The 17,652-nt window shown below is 58.7% G+C and carries 17 protein-coding genes; 6 read left to right on the top strand and 11 right to left on the bottom strand.

Annotated elements, in window-relative coordinates; all coding sequences use genetic code 11:
• Together HMPREF0308_RS11825 and HMPREF0308_RS11820 are read left to right on the top strand one after the other, a co-directional pair.
• Window positions 1–795: a hypothetical protein gene (locus HMPREF0308_RS11825; protein ID WP_005531928.1), complete on the top strand. Its 795-nt coding sequence runs from the start codon at window positions 1–3 to the stop codon at window positions 793–795.
• Window positions 796–968: 173 nt separating this feature from the next.
• Window positions 969–4,685: a multifunctional oxoglutarate decarboxylase/oxoglutarate dehydrogenase thiamine pyrophosphate-binding subunit/dihydrolipoyllysine-residue succinyltransferase subunit gene (locus tag HMPREF0308_RS11820; protein ID WP_174775576.1), complete on the top strand. Its 3,717-nt coding sequence runs from the start codon at window positions 969–971 to the stop codon at window positions 4,683–4,685.
• A gap of 171 nt (window positions 4,686–4,856) precedes the next feature.
• On the opposite strand, the gene HMPREF0308_RS11815 is transcribed toward HMPREF0308_RS11820, so the two are convergent.
• Window positions 4,857–5,618 carry a hypothetical protein gene (locus tag HMPREF0308_RS11815; protein WP_211205704.1) on the bottom strand — a complete coding sequence of 254 codons (762 nt, stop codon included), beginning with the start codon at window positions 5,616–5,618 and terminating at the stop codon, window positions 4,857–4,859.
• A 181-nt stretch (window positions 5,619–5,799) separates the two neighbouring features.
• On the opposite strand from HMPREF0308_RS11815, the gene HMPREF0308_RS11810 reads away from it, so the two are divergent.
• Complete coding sequence (locus tag HMPREF0308_RS11810) at window positions 5,800–6,936, top strand: Mrp/NBP35 family ATP-binding protein (RefSeq protein WP_034657584.1); 1,137 nt, start codon at window positions 5,800–5,802, stop codon at window positions 6,934–6,936.
• A 22-nt stretch (window positions 6,937–6,958) separates the two neighbouring features.
• Here HMPREF0308_RS11810 and HMPREF0308_RS11805 read toward each other — a convergent pair whose 3' ends face one another.
• The 3 genes from HMPREF0308_RS11805 to sigE all read right to left on the bottom strand — a co-directional run bounded on the left by HMPREF0308_RS11805 (window position 6,959) and on the right by sigE (window position 8,864).
• On the bottom strand, window positions 6,959–7,546 hold the full coding sequence (locus HMPREF0308_RS11805) for a twin-arginine translocase TatA/TatE family subunit (protein WP_005531919.1): 588 nt from the start codon (window positions 7,544–7,546) through the stop codon (window positions 6,959–6,961).
• A gap of 67 nt (window positions 7,547–7,613) precedes the next feature.
• Window positions 7,614–8,099, bottom strand: coding sequence for an anti-sigma factor family protein (locus HMPREF0308_RS11800; protein WP_005531916.1), 486 nt, complete (start codon window positions 8,097–8,099; stop codon window positions 7,614–7,616).
• Between the two features lie 99 nt (window positions 8,100–8,198).
• Window positions 8,199–8,864 carry an RNA polymerase sigma factor SigE gene (sigE, locus tag HMPREF0308_RS11795; RefSeq protein ID WP_005531914.1) on the bottom strand — a complete coding sequence of 222 codons (666 nt, stop codon included), beginning with the start codon at window positions 8,862–8,864 and terminating at the stop codon, window positions 8,199–8,201.
• Between the two features lie 132 nt (window positions 8,865–8,996).
• Here sigE and HMPREF0308_RS11790 point away from each other — a divergent pair, with 132 nt between their 5' ends.
• Window positions 8,997–9,641, top strand: coding sequence for an O-methyltransferase (locus HMPREF0308_RS11790; protein WP_005531912.1), 645 nt, complete (start codon window positions 8,997–8,999; stop codon window positions 9,639–9,641).
• Between the two features lie 121 nt (window positions 9,642–9,762).
• Here HMPREF0308_RS11790 and glgC read toward each other — a convergent pair whose 3' ends face one another.
• Window positions 9,763–10,980: a glucose-1-phosphate adenylyltransferase gene (gene glgC / locus HMPREF0308_RS11785; RefSeq protein WP_005531910.1), complete on the bottom strand. Its 1,218-nt coding sequence runs from the start codon at window positions 10,978–10,980 to the stop codon at window positions 9,763–9,765.
• Window positions 10,981–11,089: 109 nt separating this feature from the next.
• On the opposite strand from glgC, the gene glgA reads away from it, so the two are divergent.
• Window positions 11,090–12,244 (top strand): glycogen synthase, encoded by a 1,155-nt coding sequence (glgA, locus tag HMPREF0308_RS11780; RefSeq protein ID WP_005531908.1) that lies wholly within the window; start codon window positions 11,090–11,092, stop codon window positions 12,242–12,244.
• A gap of 23 nt (window positions 12,245–12,267) precedes the next feature.
• Window positions 12,268–13,710 (top strand): GH32 C-terminal domain-containing protein, encoded by a 1,443-nt coding sequence (locus tag HMPREF0308_RS11775; RefSeq protein ID WP_005531907.1) that lies wholly within the window; start codon window positions 12,268–12,270, stop codon window positions 13,708–13,710.
• 114 nt (window positions 13,711–13,824) lie between these two features.
• Here the strand turns inward: HMPREF0308_RS11775 and HMPREF0308_RS11770 are convergent, their stop codons facing one another.
• The 6 genes from HMPREF0308_RS11770 to HMPREF0308_RS11750 all read right to left on the bottom strand — a co-directional run bounded on the left by HMPREF0308_RS11770 (window position 13,825) and on the right by HMPREF0308_RS11750 (window position 17,628).
• Complete coding sequence (locus tag HMPREF0308_RS11770) at window positions 13,825–14,691, bottom strand: methyltransferase domain-containing protein (protein WP_005531905.1); 867 nt, start codon at window positions 14,689–14,691, stop codon at window positions 13,825–13,827.
• A gap of 9 nt (window positions 14,692–14,700) precedes the next feature.
• Window positions 14,701–14,868, bottom strand: a complete 168-nt coding sequence (locus tag HMPREF0308_RS13425; RefSeq protein WP_005531903.1) for a DUF3117 domain-containing protein — start codon at window positions 14,866–14,868, stop codon at window positions 14,701–14,703.
• Window positions 14,869–14,931: 63 nt separating this feature from the next.
• On the bottom strand, window positions 14,932–15,303 hold the full coding sequence (locus tag HMPREF0308_RS11765; RefSeq protein ID WP_005531900.1) for a hypothetical protein: 372 nt from the start codon (window positions 15,301–15,303) through the stop codon (window positions 14,932–14,934).
• A gap of 3 nt (window positions 15,304–15,306) precedes the next feature.
• The gene (locus tag HMPREF0308_RS11760) at window positions 15,307–16,041 is read right to left on the bottom strand and encodes a glucosyl-3-phosphoglycerate synthase (RefSeq protein ID WP_005531898.1); all 735 of its coding nucleotides are present in this window, start codon (window positions 16,039–16,041) and stop codon (window positions 15,307–15,309) included.
• A complete protein-coding gene (gene folP / locus HMPREF0308_RS11755) occupies window positions 16,038–16,874 on the bottom strand; it encodes a dihydropteroate synthase (RefSeq protein WP_005531896.1) in 837 nt (278 codons plus the stop codon). Before folP ends, HMPREF0308_RS11760 begins: the two co-directional genes overlap by 4 nt.
• Window positions 16,864–17,628, bottom strand: coding sequence for an LOG family protein (locus HMPREF0308_RS11750; protein ID WP_005531895.1), 765 nt, complete (start codon window positions 17,626–17,628; stop codon window positions 16,864–16,866). The genes folP and HMPREF0308_RS11750 overlap by 11 nt, the downstream gene beginning before the upstream one ends.
• Window positions 17,629–17,652 lie beyond the last annotated feature (24 nt).

Below are 17,652 nucleotides of genomic sequence, written 5' to 3'. Positions count from 1 at the left end.
ATGGCTGCTTTCTTTAACAAAGATGACAATAAGAACGGAAACGGCAACGTAGGTACTGCTGGGGTTAGTGCTGAAGGCGCTAAGGGCACTGAGGGCACTGCCCCAGAAGGGCTCGACGTTTATGACATTAACCCCGACAACGCCAATACTTTTACTAAGGCGCTGCTCGCAGGACTCGATAAGGCCGTCACTGTACAAACTTCTGTTATCACCAAGTACGTAGAAGGACTGCGCAAGCGCAACCCAGGCTCATCACCGGCGCAACTGCAGGCGCTCGTGGACAAGCATTTCCTTAACATTGTTTCCGGTACCGGTGCGGCCGCAGGCGCATCCGCTGCCGTCCCAGGCGTCGGCATGGTTACCGGCGTGGCCGCCGTCGGTGCCGAGTCCGTAGTCTTCTTAGAGTCCGCTGCGTGGTACATCCTGTCCTCCGCCTACCTGCGCGGCGACAACATTAATGACGCAGAACGCCGCCGCGCTCTGGTTCTACTCGTGTTGACCGGCTCCAGGGGAACCGCAGTGGTTGACACTCTCGTTGGTGACTTGGGCACTGTTTCGGGCGTCACCTCAGCAGCAACCTTGTCGCGCTTTTCCGCGCCCACTCTCAACGGCCTCAACGGACGCTTGACCAAGCTCTTTACCAAGCAGATCACCAAGCGCTTGAAATGGGCATGGGTTTCTAAGCTCATGCCCATGGGCATCGGCGCCGTCCTGGGTACCTCTGCGAACCGCAAATTGGCCAAGAAGGTCATGGAACACGCCCGCGAACAACTATCGCCATTGCCCGCCGCTTAAGTGTTTTCCCGCCACTAAGGGGGCCTTTTCACCCCTAACCTAGTGAGTAAAACAACACGGAACGTATCATGTGAGGAGACACTTTTCGGGGTGCCGTGTGCGCCCGCGCGAAGACGCTACTAAAGTCCCATTAACGAACCGTAATTAACAAGGAAATGAGGCGAATTCCTGCCGTGAGCAACTCGAGCATTTTCGGCCCTAATGCGTGGCTGATTGACGAACAGTTCCAGCAGTACTCCAAGGATCCAAACTCCGTAGATAAGGAGTGGCGCGATTACTTCGAGGACAACGGAGCACCAAACAATGGTGCATCTACCCCGGCGGCTGCTTCTGCGGATAAGTCCGCCAAGAAGTCGGCTCCGGTAAAGCCCGCTGCTAAGTCCGCTGCAGCTGGCGGAGAACCGGCAGCTAAGCCTACCAAGGTTGCTGAGAAGCCTGGCAAGGATTCCAGCTCTAAGAAGACCTCTGATTCCCCGCTCGATCGCATTGGCGAAGCCCCTGAGGCAGGCGAGCGTCAGCTCAAGGGCATGTTCAAGGCAATCGCCAAGAACATGGACGAGTCCCTTGAGGTTCCTACCGCTACCACCGTGCGCGACGTACCGGTGAAACTTATGTGGGAAAACCGCGCAATGATCAACGATCACCTCAAGCGCACCCGCGGCGGCAAGATTTCCTTCACCCACATCCTCGGTTACGCCCTCGTCAAGGCAACCCAGATTCACCCGGACATGAACGTCCGCTACGAGCTCAAAGACGGAAAGCCCACCGTGGTCCAGCCTGAGCACGTCAACTTGGGCCTGGCTATCGACCTCCCGCAGAAGGACGGCTCCCGCGCACTCGTCGTTGCCGCGGTCAAGGAAGCCGAGAACATGTCCTTCTCCGAGTTTGTGGACGCATACCAGGACATCGTTAACCGCTCCCGCAAAAACAAGCTCACGATGGATGACTTCTCCGGCGTCACCATCAACCTCACCAACCCAGGCGGCATCGGCACCCGCCACTCCATCGCCCGTCTGACCAAGGGCGCAGGCGCAATCATCGGCGTTGGCTCCATGGATTACCCGGCGGAGTTCGCCGGTACTTCCGAAGACCGCCTCGCAGATCTGGGCGTCGGCCGTTTGGTCACCCTGACCTCCACCTACGACCACCGCGTCATCCAGGGTGCAGAGTCCGGCGAGTTCCTGCGCACCCTCGGCCAGCTCATTGTTGATGACCGCTTCTGGGACGAACTCTTCGAGTCCATGGGCGTTCCTTACCAGCCTTTCCGTTGGGCACAGGATGTGCCGAACACCGGCGTAGACAAGAACACCCGCGTCATGCAGTACATCGAGTCCTACCGTTCCCGCGGCCACTTGCTCGCAGACGTCAATCCACTAGGCTGGCGCCAGCCGGGCCTGCCTTGGCCGGACCACCGCGACTTGGACCTCAAGACCCACGGTCTGACCATCTGGGACCTGGACCGCACCTTCAACGTTGGTGGATTCGGCGGCCAGGAGACCATGACCCTGCGCGAGGTCGTCAAGCGCCTGCGCGATGCCTACACGCTGAAGGTCGGCTCCGAGTACGCACACATCCTCGACCGCGACGAGCGCAGCTGGCTGCAGGATCGCCTCGAAGCAGGCATGCCGAAGCCGACCAACGCTGAGCAGAAGTACATCCTGCAGAAGGTCAACGCTGCTGAGGCTTTCGAGAACTTCCTCCACACCAAGTACGTGGGCCAGAAGCGCTTCTCCCTCGAGGGCGCTGAGTCCCTCATCCCGCTGATGGACGCCATCGTGGACACCGCTGCCAGCCAGGGCCTCGACGAGGTTGTTATCGGCATGCCACACCGTGGTCGCCTCAACGTCTTGTTCAACATCGTGGGCAAGCCACTGGCTGACCTCTTTGGCGAGTTCGATGGCAACTACAAGGGCGGCCAGCTCGGCGGCTCCGGTGACGTTAAGTACCACCTGGGCTCCGAGGGCCACCATATCCAGATGTTCGGCGATGGCGAAATCGACATCACCCTGGCTGCTAACCCGTCTCACCTCGAGGCCGTTGACCCAGTCATGGAAGGTATCGCCCGCGCCAAGCAGGACCTATTGGACAAGGGCCAGGACGGCTTCTCCGTTGTTCCGGTCATGCTCCACGGCGACTCTTCCTTCAACGGCCTGGGCATTGTTCAGGAGACCATCAACCTGTCCCAGCTGCGTGGATACACCACCGGCGGCACCGTGCACATCGTGGTCAACAACCAGGTTGGCTTCACCACCGCCCCGGATTCCGCGCGTTCCACTCACTACGCCACCGACCTGGCTAAGGGCTTCGACTGCCCGGTCTTCCATGTCAACGGCGACGACCCAGAAGCAGTTGTGTGGGTAGGCCAGCTGGCCACCGAGTACCGCCGCAAGTTCGGCAAGGATGTCTTCATCGACCTCATCTGCTACCGCCTGCGCGGCCACAACGAGGCGGATGATCCTTCGATGACTCAGCCAGAGCTGTACTCCATCATCGATGAGCACAAGTCTGTTCGTGAGATCTACACCCAGGAGCTCATTGGCCGCGGCGATCTTTCTGATGCAGAAGCCGAGGCAGCTGCACGTGACTTCCACGACCAGATGGAGTCCGTCTTCGCCCAGGTCAAGGAAGCTGAGAACGGTGCTCCGGGTGAGCAGCATGGCATCACTGCCGCTCAGGAGCTCACCCGTGGTTTGGATACCTCCATCACTGCCGAGGAAATCGCCGAAATCGGCCAGGCCTACGCCAACGGCCCTGAGGGCTTCGAGTACCACAAGCGCGTTGCTCGCGTGGCCAAGGAGCGACTGAAGTCCTCCACCCAGGGCGGCATCGACTGGGGCTGGGGCGAGCTCATCGCTTTTGGTTCCCTGGCCAACGAGGGCAAGCTGGTCCGCCTGGCTGGTGAGGATTCCCGCCGCGGCACTTTCACCCAGCGCCACGCAATCCCGATCGACCCGCGCGATGGCAGCGAGTACAACCCGCTGAATTACCTTGCACAGACCAAGGGCAACGGCGGCCGCTTCCTGGTCTACAACTCCGCTCTGACCGAGTACGCCGGCATGGGCTTTGAGTACGGCTACTCCGTGGGTAACCAGGATGCTCTCGTGGCATGGGAGGCACAGTACGGCGACTTCGCCAACGGTGCTCAGACCATCATCGATGAGTACATCTCCTCTGGTGAGGCCAAGTGGGGCCAGCTCTCCAGCCTGGTTCTGCTGCTGCCACACGGCTACGAGGGTCAGGGCCCTGACCACTCCTCTGCTCGTATTGAGCGCTATCTGCAGCTGTGTGCTGAAGGCTCCATGACCGTGGCTCAGCCTTCTACCCCGGCAAACCACTTCCACCTGCTACGCCGCCAGGCCCTCGGTTCCATGAAGCGCCCGCTGGTTGTCTTCACCCCGAAGTCCATGCTGCGTAACAAGGCTGCCGCCTCCTCCATCGAAGAGTTCACGGAGATCAAGGCCTTCCGATCCGTCATCAATGACCCGAACTTCGTTGACCACAACGGCAACAAGGTCGGCGATGCTGACAAGGTCAAGACCATCATGCTGGTCTCCGGCAAGTTGTACTGGGAGCTGGCCAAGAAGAAGGAAGCTGACGGTCGCGACGACATAGCTATCGTTCGACTCGAGATGCTGCACCCGATTCCGTTCAACCGCCTGTCTGAGGCATTCAAGGCTTACCCGAACGCTACCCAGGTTCGCTTTGTTCAGGATGAACCGGCTAACCAGGGTCCATGGCCGTTCTACAACGAGCATCTGCGCCGCCTGATTCCGGATATGCCGGAAATGGTCCGCGTCTCCCGCCGTGCACAGTCCTCGACTGCTACTGGTATCGCTAAGGTCCACCAGATTGAGCAGAAGAAGCTGCTGGACGAGGCCTTCGACATCTAAGAGCGTGTACGTGGCCGTCTGAGACGGCCACAGCTGACGGGGGTCAGGTTTGCCCCCACCAGCAAGCACTAGCGCCCTTGTCTCCCATCACGTGGGAGGCAAGGGCGCTTTTTGTTGAATAGTGAACCAACTTCCGCGTGCACGCGGTGTAGCAGGCTAAGAGATGAAAGCTTAGGACTTTGGCTTACTGCTCTTATCAGTCTTGTCGTCATCAGATGTCAGATCAGAGCCACCAGAAGAATTCGAGTCTCCGCCGGTATCCATCACTGTTCCGGCGTTGGACTCCGCCATCCATTGGCCAACGGTCTCCTCGATGGAGCCCGATTTCTCGGACTTTTCAACGAGCTCTTCAATTTCTTCCTCAGTAAGGAACTTGGTCAATGAAGACACCGCTAGGCGCTCTTCCCTATTGAACAGGCCCTTGTAGTACAAGGCCACGTAATTCTCTGGAAGTTCCACATCAGAGCCTTCACAACCGTGAGCACTGGCCGGTTCCACGACCGCCAATTCAGGCGGCAGAGCATTCATCAATGCAATATGCGTAGTGGCTAGGAAATCTTCACCAGAGGGTTCCTTTTCGTCCGCAACAAAGCGCTGCGATAGCTTCCTGGCTTCATCAGGATTAAACGCGTTCAGGAGCTGACCCGTACATCCAATGTAGAGGTTGCTTGTCCCGTCACTGCTTTGGAACAGCGGCAATTTTTCATTCAAACTCGGATCTTCCGAAAGTACATCGTTGTTGACTATGTTAGCTGCGCGCCCCTCCGACTCGAGGGTTTGCTTGTAGAGCTCCGCCAGCACCAATTGGCGCGTGGACTGCGCATCAACTGCGATCGTCACTGTTTGAGCCACACCCACCTTGGCATCAGCAGAAGGATCAAACCTTGCGCAGGAACTGGCCGTGCCCAAGGCTAGTCCTGCGGTGGCCAGCATCGCGAGAAATGCGCGGGTTTGCATCAACACAGTCTCCTAATAGATGTTCCAGAAGATGACATCAGTCAGTTAACAAGGGTCATCACGTCCCTGAAATTCTACACTGCGCATTTGCGCTTAACGACGCCGCCTTATCCCAGCGTTTTCCTGTGTTAAATAAAGGGCTAAGATGGGACGGGTTATGACTAGCGCTATCACAGAATCCGCCGTTCGGGAGGCCCTTTCCAGGGTTGAAGACCCCGAGATCGGCCGCCCTATCACTGAACTCGATATGGTCAAGTCCGTCAACGTTGACGGCAATGACGTCGCTGTAGAAATCTATCTCACCATCGCTGGGTGCCCGATGAAAAACACCATCGAAGCCAACACCCGCGCTGTCCTCGAGGATCTCGAGGGCGTGGGCAAAGTATCCGTCGCACTCGACGCAATGAGCGACGAGCAGCGTCGCGCACTCAAGCAGAAGCTGCGCGGCGGCCAGGCAGAGCCAGAAATTCCTTTCGCCAAACCGGACTCCACCACCCGCGTCTTTGCGGTCGCCTCCGGTAAGGGCGGCGTCGGCAAGAGCTCCACCACCGTTAACCTGGCTGCCGCATTGGTGACCAAGGGCCTTAAAGTAGGCATCGTCGATGCTGACATCTACGGTCACTCCGTGCCCGGTCTTCTAGGTTCTACCGCTGGCCCCACGGTGCTCGATGATGAGATGCTTCTGCCGCCTATCTCTCACGGCATCAAGCACATCTCCATCGGCCAATTCGTGGAGGGCAACGCCCCTGTGGTGTGGCGTGGACCGATGCTGCACCGTGCACTACAGCAGTTCCTGGCGGACGTCTTCTGGGGCGACCTAGACGTGCTCCTGCTCGACCTTCCGCCCGGCACTGGCGACGTCGCGCTCTCCGTTGCGCAGCTCATCCCCAACGCCGAGCTACTCATCGTGACGACCCCGCAGGCCGCAGCCGCTGAGGTTGCAGAGCGTGCCGGCTCCATCTCGCAGCAAACCCGTCAACGCGTTGCTGGTGTCATTGAGAACATGGGCGCCATGGTGCTACCAGATGGCTCCACGATGGATATCTTCGGCACCGGCGGCGGCAAGGTCGTGGCTGAGCGCCTGTCCACCATCCTCGGCTACGAGGTGCCGGTCTTGGCTGAGATCCCACTCGACCCCGCTCTGCGCACTGGTGGCGACGCTGGCGAGCCGATCGTTAAGGCCGCGCCTGAGTCCCCCTCCGCGCAGGCGGTCAAGGGGCTAGCCGATAAGCTGGCCATCCGCTCCGACTCACTCGTAGGCAAGACCCTCGGACTCGGGGTTACCCGCCACTAGCCACGAGCCGGGCTCGGACGAGCTAGGTTACGTCAGCCCAGGAGAAGCCGGAACCTGCTGCATGACCCCCGTCATCGGAAGGTTTCGGCTTTTGGGCGTTTTCATGCCCCTGTGGCGCCTGTGTTTGCGCTCGTTGGCCCTGCTGGCTGGGCTTGGAGTGCGAGGTGTTTTGCTGGGGCGCATAAACCTGCGAGTAATCAAAGGTCGGCCTATTCTGCGTTGGGGTGGACGAGCTCTGCGTACCCGAGGCTGGCTGCTGCGGCTGGTTTGAAATCACCGGCTTGCCTAGGCCCTCCGTCATCTTCTTAGGGTCGAAGTCATCCCACGCGGATTCATCGCCGTCGAAAAGCGCCTTGGTGATAACGCCACGTGGGCCCATGCGAGTCCACTCTGCGGCCTGGCTGATGGGGCCACGCAGTGAGTCGAATTCCTCACCCAAGCCGCTCAGATCGCCTTCCAGCTCTGCTTTGGCGTTGTTGATGGCCTTGCGCGCGGCATAGATCGCAGCCCGAATATCGGTAATAACCCCAGGCAAGCGCTCCGGGCCGATGACAACAATTCCGATGAGAACGATGAACGCTATCTCGAGCCAACCGATTGAAGAAAACACGGTGTCATCTTATCCCTCTCAGCCGTCTTCTGCTGAGGCGACACCTCCACCAATTATGGGGACGAAGCTATTTACGGCCTTGGTTGTGCTTAACCGCGCGGATAACCATCTCAAACTTATCGAGGAAATCCTGGGGTGAAGCTGCCTGACAAACCTCTTCATCCCTTGCTTCGTTAGAAGTGCGCATTACGGTCGCGGCGTCACTAGCAATGCCGGCGAGCTTGGCCATCAGATCTTTGGGCGCGCGGACCTGGGCATCGACGTTGCACTGGCGCAGCCACTCGGAAGCGTGCCGCTGCTCGTGGACGTCTGCACGGCACTCCGAGCAATGAACCAAGTGCACTCGCACGCGGTGTTTTGCCTTCGGCTCCATTTCACCGTCGACAAAGGCTGCCACAGCTTCTGGCCCAAGGTGACCAATGGTGTCGCCACGCCGCGCTTTAGCTTTGGCTTTATCGCGAGCTTTGGCATGGGCACTATCGATGCTGGTTTCAGTGCCCACCACCCCACGCAGAGAGAAGGCGGCGCGGCGTTTACGTTCGAAGGATTCCATGAACTATTCCCACCTTCTTTCTTATCGAGGCGTCGCCGTTATTTTGCAGCGCGTTGCTATCTCCCACCATAGACGCCGAACGGCGCTCGGTGTGGAACGCTAGCGAGTGCGCAACAGCACGCGAGCGTCGTCGTTAGTCTGTGCCGCGTTCTCCAAGGCAGCGCGCAGCTGCGAACGGCCACGGTGGATGCGGGAACGAACAGTACCCAATTTCACACCCAGAGTCTCTGCGATTTCGTCGTAGCTCATGCCCACAACATCACAAAGGACCACGGCGACGCGGAAGTCAGGGGCAAGCTCATCCAAAGCCTTTTGCAGAACTGGATCCAAGTTCGCCACAGAATAGGCCTGCTCCGGGGTCATGTCCGTTCCTGGGACACGTTCGTAGTCCTCCGGCAAAGCTTCCATACGGATCTTGGCGCGGTGACGGACCATATCAAGGAACAAGTTCGTGGTGATGCGGTGCAGCCATCCATCAAAGGTGCCGGCTTGGTACTTATCCAGTGAACGGAAGACTCGCATGAACGTTTCTTGAGTGAGATCCTCCGCATCTTGCTGGTTACCAGAAAGGCGGTACGCCAAGCGGTAAACGGAGTCTGCGTGCTCAGCCACCAGCTCAGCCCAGGAGGGCATGGCTGCAGTGCCCGCGTCAAAAGCAGCCGTTCCAGTCAGTTCCTCTTGAGCATCAGCGAAGGATGCAGGAGCCCCCTCGTGTGCTTCGCCGAGAGAAGATTCAACGATCTGCTTCTTTGTCATGCCGATCATTTTTCTATACCTAGCTTCAAAACGCCAGACATTATTCTGTTAAGACTCTGTGAAGAGAAATCATTTATCTCATCAGTAACAATCCTGGCGTCATGACACCGCGCACGTATAAAATTACCTAAGGTTTAGGTTGTGACTATTACGGCATACGACGCATTGCGTTCTTACATCGAATCCACCAGCGACGTTTCTGAGGCACTCGCCGGAGCACGCTCCCATGCTGAGGAATACGGCCTGTCCGTTCCTGATGAAGCAACGGGACAGCTGCTTACCTCCCTCACCGCCACCAGTACTGGTGCTGAGCGCGCGCAGGCAGTAGCAATCACCCCGGCTGCCGCCGTGGTAGGAATCTATCTCCTCCAGGGTTTGCCCGAAAACGGCATCGTCACCTGTATCGACCCGGAGGCAGAGCACCAGGCCATGGCCAAGGCCACCTTCCGTGAGGCTGGATTCGCCACCACGCGTGCACGCTTCTTGCCTTCTCGTCCACTCGAGGTGATGGGCCGCCTTGCAACTGACGCCTACCAGCTCATCTTCGCCGACGTTCCTGCACTGGATATGCCTGCACTCATCAACGCCGCATTCCCACTGCTGCGCCAGCACGGCACCTTGGTACTGGCCAATTCCCTCCTCGACGGAACGCTCGCAGACACCACGCGTACTGACCGCGACACTGCGGCAGCCCGCGAGGCAGATGAACTCGCGCGCTCCCTCGAGGGCGCGATTGTCACGCGTCTTCCATTGGGCTCGGGACTTACCCTCATCACCAAGCAGTAGCTAGCGGTCACAACTCTTGAAAGACTAGCGACGAACTGGGCACAAAAGCCGGGGCGGAGCCAACCTTTGAAAGGAAGCTCCACCCCGGCTTTAATCGCAGCCCAAGTCCTAAGAGGCGATTTTATACAGTCTCGTTCTTGCCCACAACCACTACGCCGCCATCAGAGACCTTGAAGCGGGCTTCATCGCGCTCGCGGTCAACGCCGATAATTGCGCCATCGGAAACAACAACGTTCTTGTCCAAGATGGCGTGGCGAACCACCGCCCCCTTGCCTACGCGCACACCTGGCAAAAGGACGGAGCCCTCTACCGTTGCACCGTCTGCAACATGGACGTCCGAAGAAAGGACGGAGTTGCGGACCGTACCGCCAGAGACGATGCAGCCAGGAGCCACCATTGACGATTGTGCGATACCATTTTGCACAAACTTTGCTGGCGGCAGGTTGGACTCATCGGTGGAGTGAATCGGCCAGCGGTTGTTGTACAAGTTGAAGATTGGGTGCACAGAGATGAGGTCCATGTGCGCCTCGTAGAACGAGTCGATGGTACCTACGTCGCGCCAGTAGCCGTGGTCACGCTCAGTTGAGCCAGGAACCTCGTTAGCCATGAAGTCATAAACATGAGCCTGACCGCGCTCAACGAAATAAGGGATGATGTCCCCACCCATGTCATGATCAGAGTTCTCGTTCTGCTCATCCTCAAGCAGCGCCTCAATCAAAGCGTCGGCGGTGAAGACATAGTTACCCATCGACGCATAAGTCATGTTCGGATCATCTGGCGTTGATGGCGGGTTCTCTGGCTTTTCCAAGAACTCAGTGATTGAGCCCATGCCATCAGCCTGGATGCAACCGAATGCAGACGCCTCTGAGCGCGGTACGCGAATACCAGCAACGGAACAGTCCAAGCCGGTGGCGATGTGCTCTTCGACCATCTGCCGGGGATCCATGCGGTAGACGTGGTCAGCACCGAAGACGATGACATAGTCAGGTTTCTCGTCATAGATAAGGTTGAGAGACTGCACGATGGCGTCCGCAGAACCGCTGTACCAACGCTTGCCACGGCGCTGCTGTGCAGGAACGGAAGCGATGTACTGGGAAGTAGGGCCCGACAAATTCCAGGCCTGCGAGATGTGACGGTCGAGGGAGTGGGACTTGTACTGAGTCAAGACTGCAATCTTGAGATAACCCGCGTTGACGAGATTCGACAAGACGAAGTCGATTAAGCGATAGGAGCCGCCGAAGGGAACGGCGGGCTTCGCGCGATCCTCCGTCAACGGGAAGAGACGCTTACCTTCGCCGCCGGCGAGGACAATGGCAAGGACATTAGGCTGCGTTTTCACATGTTCCAACCTATTCACTTTTCAAACGTTTCGCAGGAGAAATATCTGTGAAACTACCCCCGCGATCTTTTTCTGCACACGGTTAACTTAATCCGTATTCTGGGAGGGCATGAGAGCCGGAATTTTTTCCAAAGAATACCCACCAGAGATTTATGGTGGCGCAGGCGTACATGTCGCCGAACTGACCCGATTTATGCGCGAACTCATCGACGTATCAGTGCATTGCACTGGCGCGCCCCGCGACGAAAAAGATGTCTTCACCCACGGGGTTGATCCGGAGCTGACGCAAGCTAACCCCGCTATCCAAACGCTGTCCACCGGATTGCGCATGGCCACTGCCGCCTCCGATATCGATATTGCACACTCACATACGTGGTATGCCGGTTTGGCTGGGCATCTTGCGGCGCGCCTCTACGACATCCCGCACGTAGTCACTGCGCACTCTTTGGAGCCGCATCGCCCATGGAAGCGTGAGCAACTCGGCGGCGGCTACGAGATTTCCTCGTGGTCAGAGAAGAACGCCATGGAATATGCCGATGCCGTCATCGCTGTGTCTGCCGGCATGAAGGGCGCTATCTTGGATGCTTATCCCCGCATCGATGAGTCCAAGGTGCACGTTGTTCTCAACGGTATTGACACCCAGCTGTGGCAGCCGCGCCAGGCTGACTACTTCGACACCCTGGGCGTCGACAAGCAGCGCCCCGTCGTTGCTTTCGTCGGCCGCATCACCCGCCAAAAGGGCGTAAAGCACCTACTAAAGGCTGCAGCCCAGTTCGACAAGGACATCCAGCTGGTCCTCTGCGCCGGTGCTCCAGATACCCCTGAAATCGCTGCGGAAACCAAGGCTCTGGTCGAGGAACTACAGTCCACCCGTGACGGAGTCTTCTGGGTACAAGAGATGCTTTCGCGCAGCCTTATCCAGGAGGTCTACTCGGGCGCCGAAGTTTTCGTGTGCCCTTCTATCTACGAACCGCTCGGCATCGTGAACCTCGAAGCCATGGCGTGTGGCACCGCCGTCGTCGCGTCTGACGTCGGAGGCATCCCCGAGGTTGTCGTGAATGGTGAGACCGGCGTGCTGGTTCACTACGACCAGAACGATACAGCTACCTTTGAGTCGGACCTCGCCGCGGCTGTCAATCAGGTTGCTACTGACAAAGAGCGGGCTGCTGCATTCGGCCAAGCTGGCCGCAAACGCGCAGTCGACGAGTTCTCGTGGGCCACCATCGCTTCCCAAACCGTCGACATCTACCGCGCCCTCGTATAGGCACATTTTTAGGAAGGTTATTCGTGACAACTCATCGTCCTGAACTGCACTTTGTTCCGGAATCGGGAATTCTTGAAGCACCTGCCGGTGTCCTTCTCGATGGCAGCACTTGGCATCTGTTCTTCCAGTACCGTCATGAGCTTTCTGCTCCGGCGCATTGGGGCCACACATATTCTGAAGAACTCCCCTTCGACTGGCTGGAATGCGACGACGTCCTGGCCCCTGTCGGCGGCGAGCTTTCCCTGCGCGCGGGCTCCGTGGCAGCGGGGGAAGACGCCATCAATCTTTACTTCACCTCGGTGACCTCCACCGGCACTTCGGTGCGTTTGGCCCGCTTCACGGACTTCCAAGACGTGTGCGAGATTTCTGATGACAGTCACTCGTTAGATCCAAACGTTGTCCGTTATGGCGAAGTGGCTAGCTCCGTCACCAACTACTCGCGCTTCCGCTCCCCTTCGGTTGTTCCGGATTGGGCGGCAAAGGACCGCGACGAGGGCCACGAGGGCTGGCTCATGCTTGCACTGACTGGGCACTCTGATGCGCCGCTTCCGGTAATTCTCCGTTCTGCAGACGGTCTATCCTGGGAAGTCGAGGGCCCGCTCGAATTCAATGGCGAGCCAGGTTTCAACGAGGGCGAGGTGCCGGCGAACTCCTCTATTCCGCCCGTCGTTTCCCCTCGCTTGGTGCGCCTGCGTGACGAGGTGGACGGCCGCATTTACGACGTCCTCCTTCTTACCCTTGAACGCAACAATCGCGACGTGTCCGGATACTTGGTGGGCCGCTTGGAAGGAACCACCTTTACTATTGCGTCTGGCTTCCAGCGCATTGACTTCGGCCATGACTTCTCGCGGCCGCGCAATACCAACACCACTGATGGAACCATTCCGCAGGAGACGCGTTACGACGAAGCCCTCATCTTCGGCTTGCTCAACGGCAATGGCCGCGGCGACGATCCCACGCTGCACCCATCCTTCAAGGAGGAGGGGTGGGCCAATACGCTGGCGCTGCCGCGCCACCTGACCCTGCAGGGTGGAAAGCTCTTCCAGACTCCGCCGCGTGGCCTACCGGACGCAATCCGTCAGTCTGAACGCGCCCGTTCCTGGACCGGCGTACTGGACGTCCCAGAGGGCTCTTCCGTCACGGTAACTCTGTTGGACGGCAACGGTGAACCAGCGGCCGTGGTCACCCACGCAGGCAGCACCTTGACGCTTGATCGTTCTATGGCTAAGGCTTTTGATTCCTATTTCAAGGACTCCGAGCCGGCCATAGCTCAACTCGCGGAAGGCGACTCTGATTCCCTAACCGTCGTAGTCGACGGCGCCACTGTGGAGGTCTACGCCGACGGCGGCCAGGTAGCAATGGGCTCCCGGGTCTACTTCGAGAAGGGCTGTTCCGATGTCATCGTTGAGACTTCCGGCGATGCTGTAATCGAGCAATCCTGGCAGCGCAAGGGCTCTAAGCTCTAAGGCACAACATTTAAAGACTAAAAGGCTGGAGACCCCCACGTGGTCTCCAGCCCTTCTGCATGTCCCTCCCTAGCCCTTAACCTAGGGTCCGGGGATTCACGCCTTTTAATTGGGTTATACTGCGCGCAATCGGTCGAGACGCGCACGCGCAGTAACCGTCATAGATTCAGGAAGCAGCTCCATCCGTTCTGCAAGAACTTCAGCGCCCAGGTGGCGGGCCGAAGGGCTCATTCCCACCTGCGCTGCGATGGAAGCGCGGTCGAGTTTCATCGGGAAGGATAGGTCCACAGGGTCGGCTGCTTGTTCGAGATGGCCTGCGGCTTGCTCGTACATGCGCTCAATCTTGCCTTCCTCTACGCCCAAGATTCCTAGAGGTTCGCGCAATTCATCCAAGTGGCCCACACCAGGGGTCAAGACGATAACTTCGCCGCCCGGGCGCAAAATACGTTGAAACTCGGCTGGGTTGCGAGGGGCAAAGACTACGGAAATCGCATCCACCGAATCGTCCTGCAACGGAAGGCGTTCCCACACATCCGCTACAACTGCGCCGACGCGTGGGTGGCACTTTGCCAAATGCTTGGCAGCATGTGGTGAAATATCGAGGCCGATGCCGCGTGCGTCCGCGATGGAGTCGAGGGTGTGCGCTAGGTAATAGCCTGTGCCAGCACCTACTTCAAGCAGAGTCGGGGCAACGGTTTCTGGCAGTTCGGCTGCATCCAGTGCATCCTGGACCGCGCCAGTGACTGCTTCCACGAACGGCGCAAAGTGCCCGAGGGAGAGGAAGGTCTCGCGGGCATTGACCATCTCGATGGAGTCGCCCTTATGTTTAAGCCCTGCGCCTGCCGAGAGCGTGACGTAACCTTGCTTGGCTACATCAAAGGAATGGCCCGATCCCGATACCAGGCGGGTGAAATCATCCGCACCGGTGAGAGCAGAGCCATCGTTGGGGTCGGCCAGAACATCGATGATGTGTGAAAGCATGCTTTCAGACTAGCTGGAAACTTCAGTTAGGAGTGAACCGAGTTCAGCTGCTTCCTCTTTGGTGAGTTCAACGACGATTCGACCACCACCATCGGAGGGGATTCGCATAACAATCTTGCGGGACTCCTCAACTGCTTCCATTGGCCCACCTGTCGTGCGTGGCTTCATAGCTGCCATAGTTGTTCCGCTCCTTTGGGATTCAAATTATTTGGGTTACCCCAACCACTCTACGCCGTTTTCCTAGTCACGTTGCGGACTAGTGTTTTTAAGCGGCGCAGATAGGCCTTGCTTTCCAGATTCGGCGGATTCCTCTGTTGCTGCAGCCGTTTCACCGGTGGAAGCTTCAGAATTGGTGCCTGTGGAGGTCAGACGTTTTTCCAGTTCGTTAAGGAGAGCGTCGACTTGGGTCTGACGGTAGCCATAAGAGACAACGTCAAAGCGGATGTCATCAAAGCGATCCTCGCGCAACGCCTTCCGGTTGTCTTCAACAAGGTCACGGCGTTCGTCAAGGTCGGAAAACACCTCGCCACGCCCAAAAATAGAACCCCACACCCAGGTTCCTAGGATCACGAGCGCGAGCAAAACTGCAATTAACAAAATCCACGACAGCATAGGCTAGAGCTTACTGTTAAGGGCGAGGCGTTGATCAATAGGACCTACGACTGCGGCACGCGAGAGGATTGTCTGCGCCACGACATCAGCCATGGGGGCAAGCTCGTGGAGGTGTCGGTTGCGATGCACGCGCTCTCCTAAGTCCACCTCGGCGATTGATTCCACGCCGTAGCGCTTGGCGACGTCGATTAGCAGTCCTGCTTCGACCCCGTACCCGGAGACAAACGGCAGGGCACATGCGACGTCGCGTCGCAGCGCATACTCCCCGCCCAGCGGTTGGGAGATGACGCTGAGCTCAGGGAAAAACATATGCAACAACGGCTTTGCTGTGAGCTCCGTGACGCGGCCACCGCCGCTGGGAGCGCCGTCGATAGTGCGGCGGTAGGTAGCCTTCACCATTTGTATTCGCGGTTCAGTAAACGGAGCAACAAGCTCCTTGACCATTCCCGGCCGGGCAGATTCTAAGTCTGCATCGACAAAAACCACGATGTCTCCTCGCGCGGCAGCTACCCCGCGCCATAGGGATTCGCCTTTTCCTGGGCGAGGAGAAATGTCGGGAAGGATGTCCCGCCAGTTGTGCACCGTCGCCCCGGCGTCACGCGCGCGTTGCGCAGTGAGATCGACGGAGTCGGCATCGATGACGAGGACCTCTGCCGGGTTATCCGCACGGCAGGCGCGTACGACATCGGCGACGGTGGCTTCCTCATTCAACGCGGGGATGATAACGCTGACGTTCATGCAAGCCCACGTGTTGTGTTCAGCGGCGCCATGTGCCCCTGGATGGCGGCGGTCATGCGGATGACGTCGAGGGTTTCCGCAACCTCGTGGACGCGAAATGCTGCCACGCCATGCGCGGCAGACCAAGCCGTGGCCGCCAGAGTGCCAAAGACGCGCTCGCCGACGCCGCGATCCAAGGTCTCCCCTACGAAGTCCTTGTTTGATAGGGCCATGAGCACCGGCCAACCGGTGGCCACCACCTCGTCAATGCGACGCAGCAGCTCCAAACCGTGGAAGGTATTCTTGCCAAAGTCGTGTGTGGGATCGATATAGACCAGCTCTTCCGGGCAGCCAAGCGTGGCTGCCTTTTCCGCCAGCGCCGTAGTTTCGGCGATGACGTCTGCGACGACGTCGTCAAAGTGCACGCGATACGGACGCGTGCGCGGAGTCACGCCGCCGGTATGGGAACAGACGTAGCCCACCTTGCGCTGGCCGGCTACCTCAATGAGCTCGGGATCCCATCCAGCCCAGGTGTCGTTGACGAGCGTGGCGCCGGCGGCGATGGCTGCCTCGGCCACGCTGGCACGCCACGTATCGACGGAGATGATCACGTCCGGGTGGCGTTCGTGCGCCGCAGCGATGGTGGGAACCACGCGATCGATTTCTTCCTGTGCATCGACGGCTTCGCCAGGCCCAGCCTTCACGCCGCCAATGTCGACAATGCTGGCGCCCTGTTTGATGACCTCCGAGCAACGCTCAATGGCAAGTTCCTCCGCGAAGGTGGCGCCTTTGTCATAAAAAGAGTCAGGGGTGCGATTGACAATCGCCATGACTCGGGCGAGGCTAGCGCTCATTGCGGACTCGCTTGTCGCTCATCACCTTGTGGCACTCCACGATATGGGCAACCGCCTCATCGACGTCATCGGTGACGAGGAAGAGATCGAGGTCCTCCGGGTTGATGAAACCACCCGCCGCCAAGGTGGACTTGAGCCATTCAACGAGACCCGACCAGTACTCGGTACCCATGAGCACAATTGGGTAGTTGGTCACCTTGCCGGTCTGAACCATGCACAGCACCTCGAAAAACTCGTCCATGGTGCCCATGCCACCAGGCAGGCAGATAAACGCCTGAGAGTACTTGAGGAACATCGTCTTGCGAGCAAAGAAGTAACGGAAGTTCAGTCCCAGGTCCACGTACTCATTGAGCCCCTGCTCGTGCGGGAGCTCGATGCCTAGGCCCACGGAGAGCCCATCTGCTTCATATGCGCCGCGGTTGGCGGCCTCCATGACGCCGGGGCCACCGCCAGTGATGACGGCATATTCCGACTTGGCCAACGCCTCGCCAACGCGCACGCCCAGGTCGTACTCTGGTGTGCCCTCCCCCATGCGCGCTGAGCCAAACACGGTAACTGCTTTGGGCAGCTTGGACAGAGCGTCGAATCCGGCCACGAACTCACCCTGGATGCGCAGCACTCGCCACGGATCGGCGTGCTGCCACTCGTGGTCAGCGCCGGACTCCAAAAGGCGCTGATCGAAGGTGGACTCTTGCTGGCCATCGGTACGCAAAAGCAGTGGGCCACGGAGGGTGCGGTTTCTTTCAGGCGACATGGGATACTTCCTTGTTTTCGGGGT

It is taken from the genome of Corynebacterium striatum ATCC 6940, from assembly GCF_000159135.1.
In the GTDB taxonomy this organism is placed as follows: Bacteria; Actinomycetota; Actinomycetes; order Mycobacteriales; family Mycobacteriaceae; genus Corynebacterium; species Corynebacterium striatum.
The sequence above is the reverse complement of the archived record's forward strand: the minus strand, read 5'-3'. Positions and strand labels throughout refer to the sequence as shown.

Coding starts and splice junctions, on each gene's coding strand:
- HMPREF0308_RS11825 (WP_005531928.1), top strand. CDS start 1: ATGGCTGCTTTCTTTAACAAAGATGACAATAAGAACGGAAACGGCAAC.
- HMPREF0308_RS11815 (WP_211205704.1), bottom strand. CDS start 5,618: ATGCTGGCCACCGCAGGACTAGCCTTGGGCACGGCCAGTTCCTGCGCA.
- HMPREF0308_RS11810 (WP_034657584.1), top strand. CDS start 5,800: ATGACTAGCGCTATCACAGAATCCGCCGTTCGGGAGGCCCTTTCCAGG.
- HMPREF0308_RS11800 (WP_005531916.1), bottom strand. CDS start 8,099: ATGGAATCCTTCGAACGTAAACGCCGCGCCGCCTTCTCTCTGCGTGGG.
- sigE (WP_005531914.1), bottom strand. CDS start 8,864: ATGATCGGCATGACAAAGAAGCAGATCGTTGAATCTTCTCTCGGCGAA.
- glgA (WP_005531908.1), top strand. CDS start 11,090: ATGAGAGCCGGAATTTTTTCCAAAGAATACCCACCAGAGATTTATGGT.
- HMPREF0308_RS11770 (WP_005531905.1), bottom strand. CDS start 14,691: ATGCTTTCACACATCATCGATGTTCTGGCCGACCCCAACGATGGCTCT.
- HMPREF0308_RS13425 (WP_005531903.1), bottom strand. CDS start 14,868: ATGGCAGCTATGAAGCCACGCACGACAGGTGGGCCAATGGAAGCAGTT.
- HMPREF0308_RS11765 (WP_005531900.1), bottom strand. CDS start 15,303: ATGCTGTCGTGGATTTTGTTAATTGCAGTTTTGCTCGCGCTCGTGATC.
- HMPREF0308_RS11760 (WP_005531898.1), bottom strand. CDS start 16,041: ATGAACGTCAGCGTTATCATCCCCGCGTTGAATGAGGAAGCCACCGTC.
- folP (WP_005531896.1), bottom strand. CDS start 16,874: ATGAGCGCTAGCCTCGCCCGAGTCATGGCGATTGTCAATCGCACCCCT.
- HMPREF0308_RS11750 (WP_005531895.1), bottom strand. CDS start 17,628: ATGTCGCCTGAAAGAAACCGCACCCTCCGTGGCCCACTGCTTTTGCGT.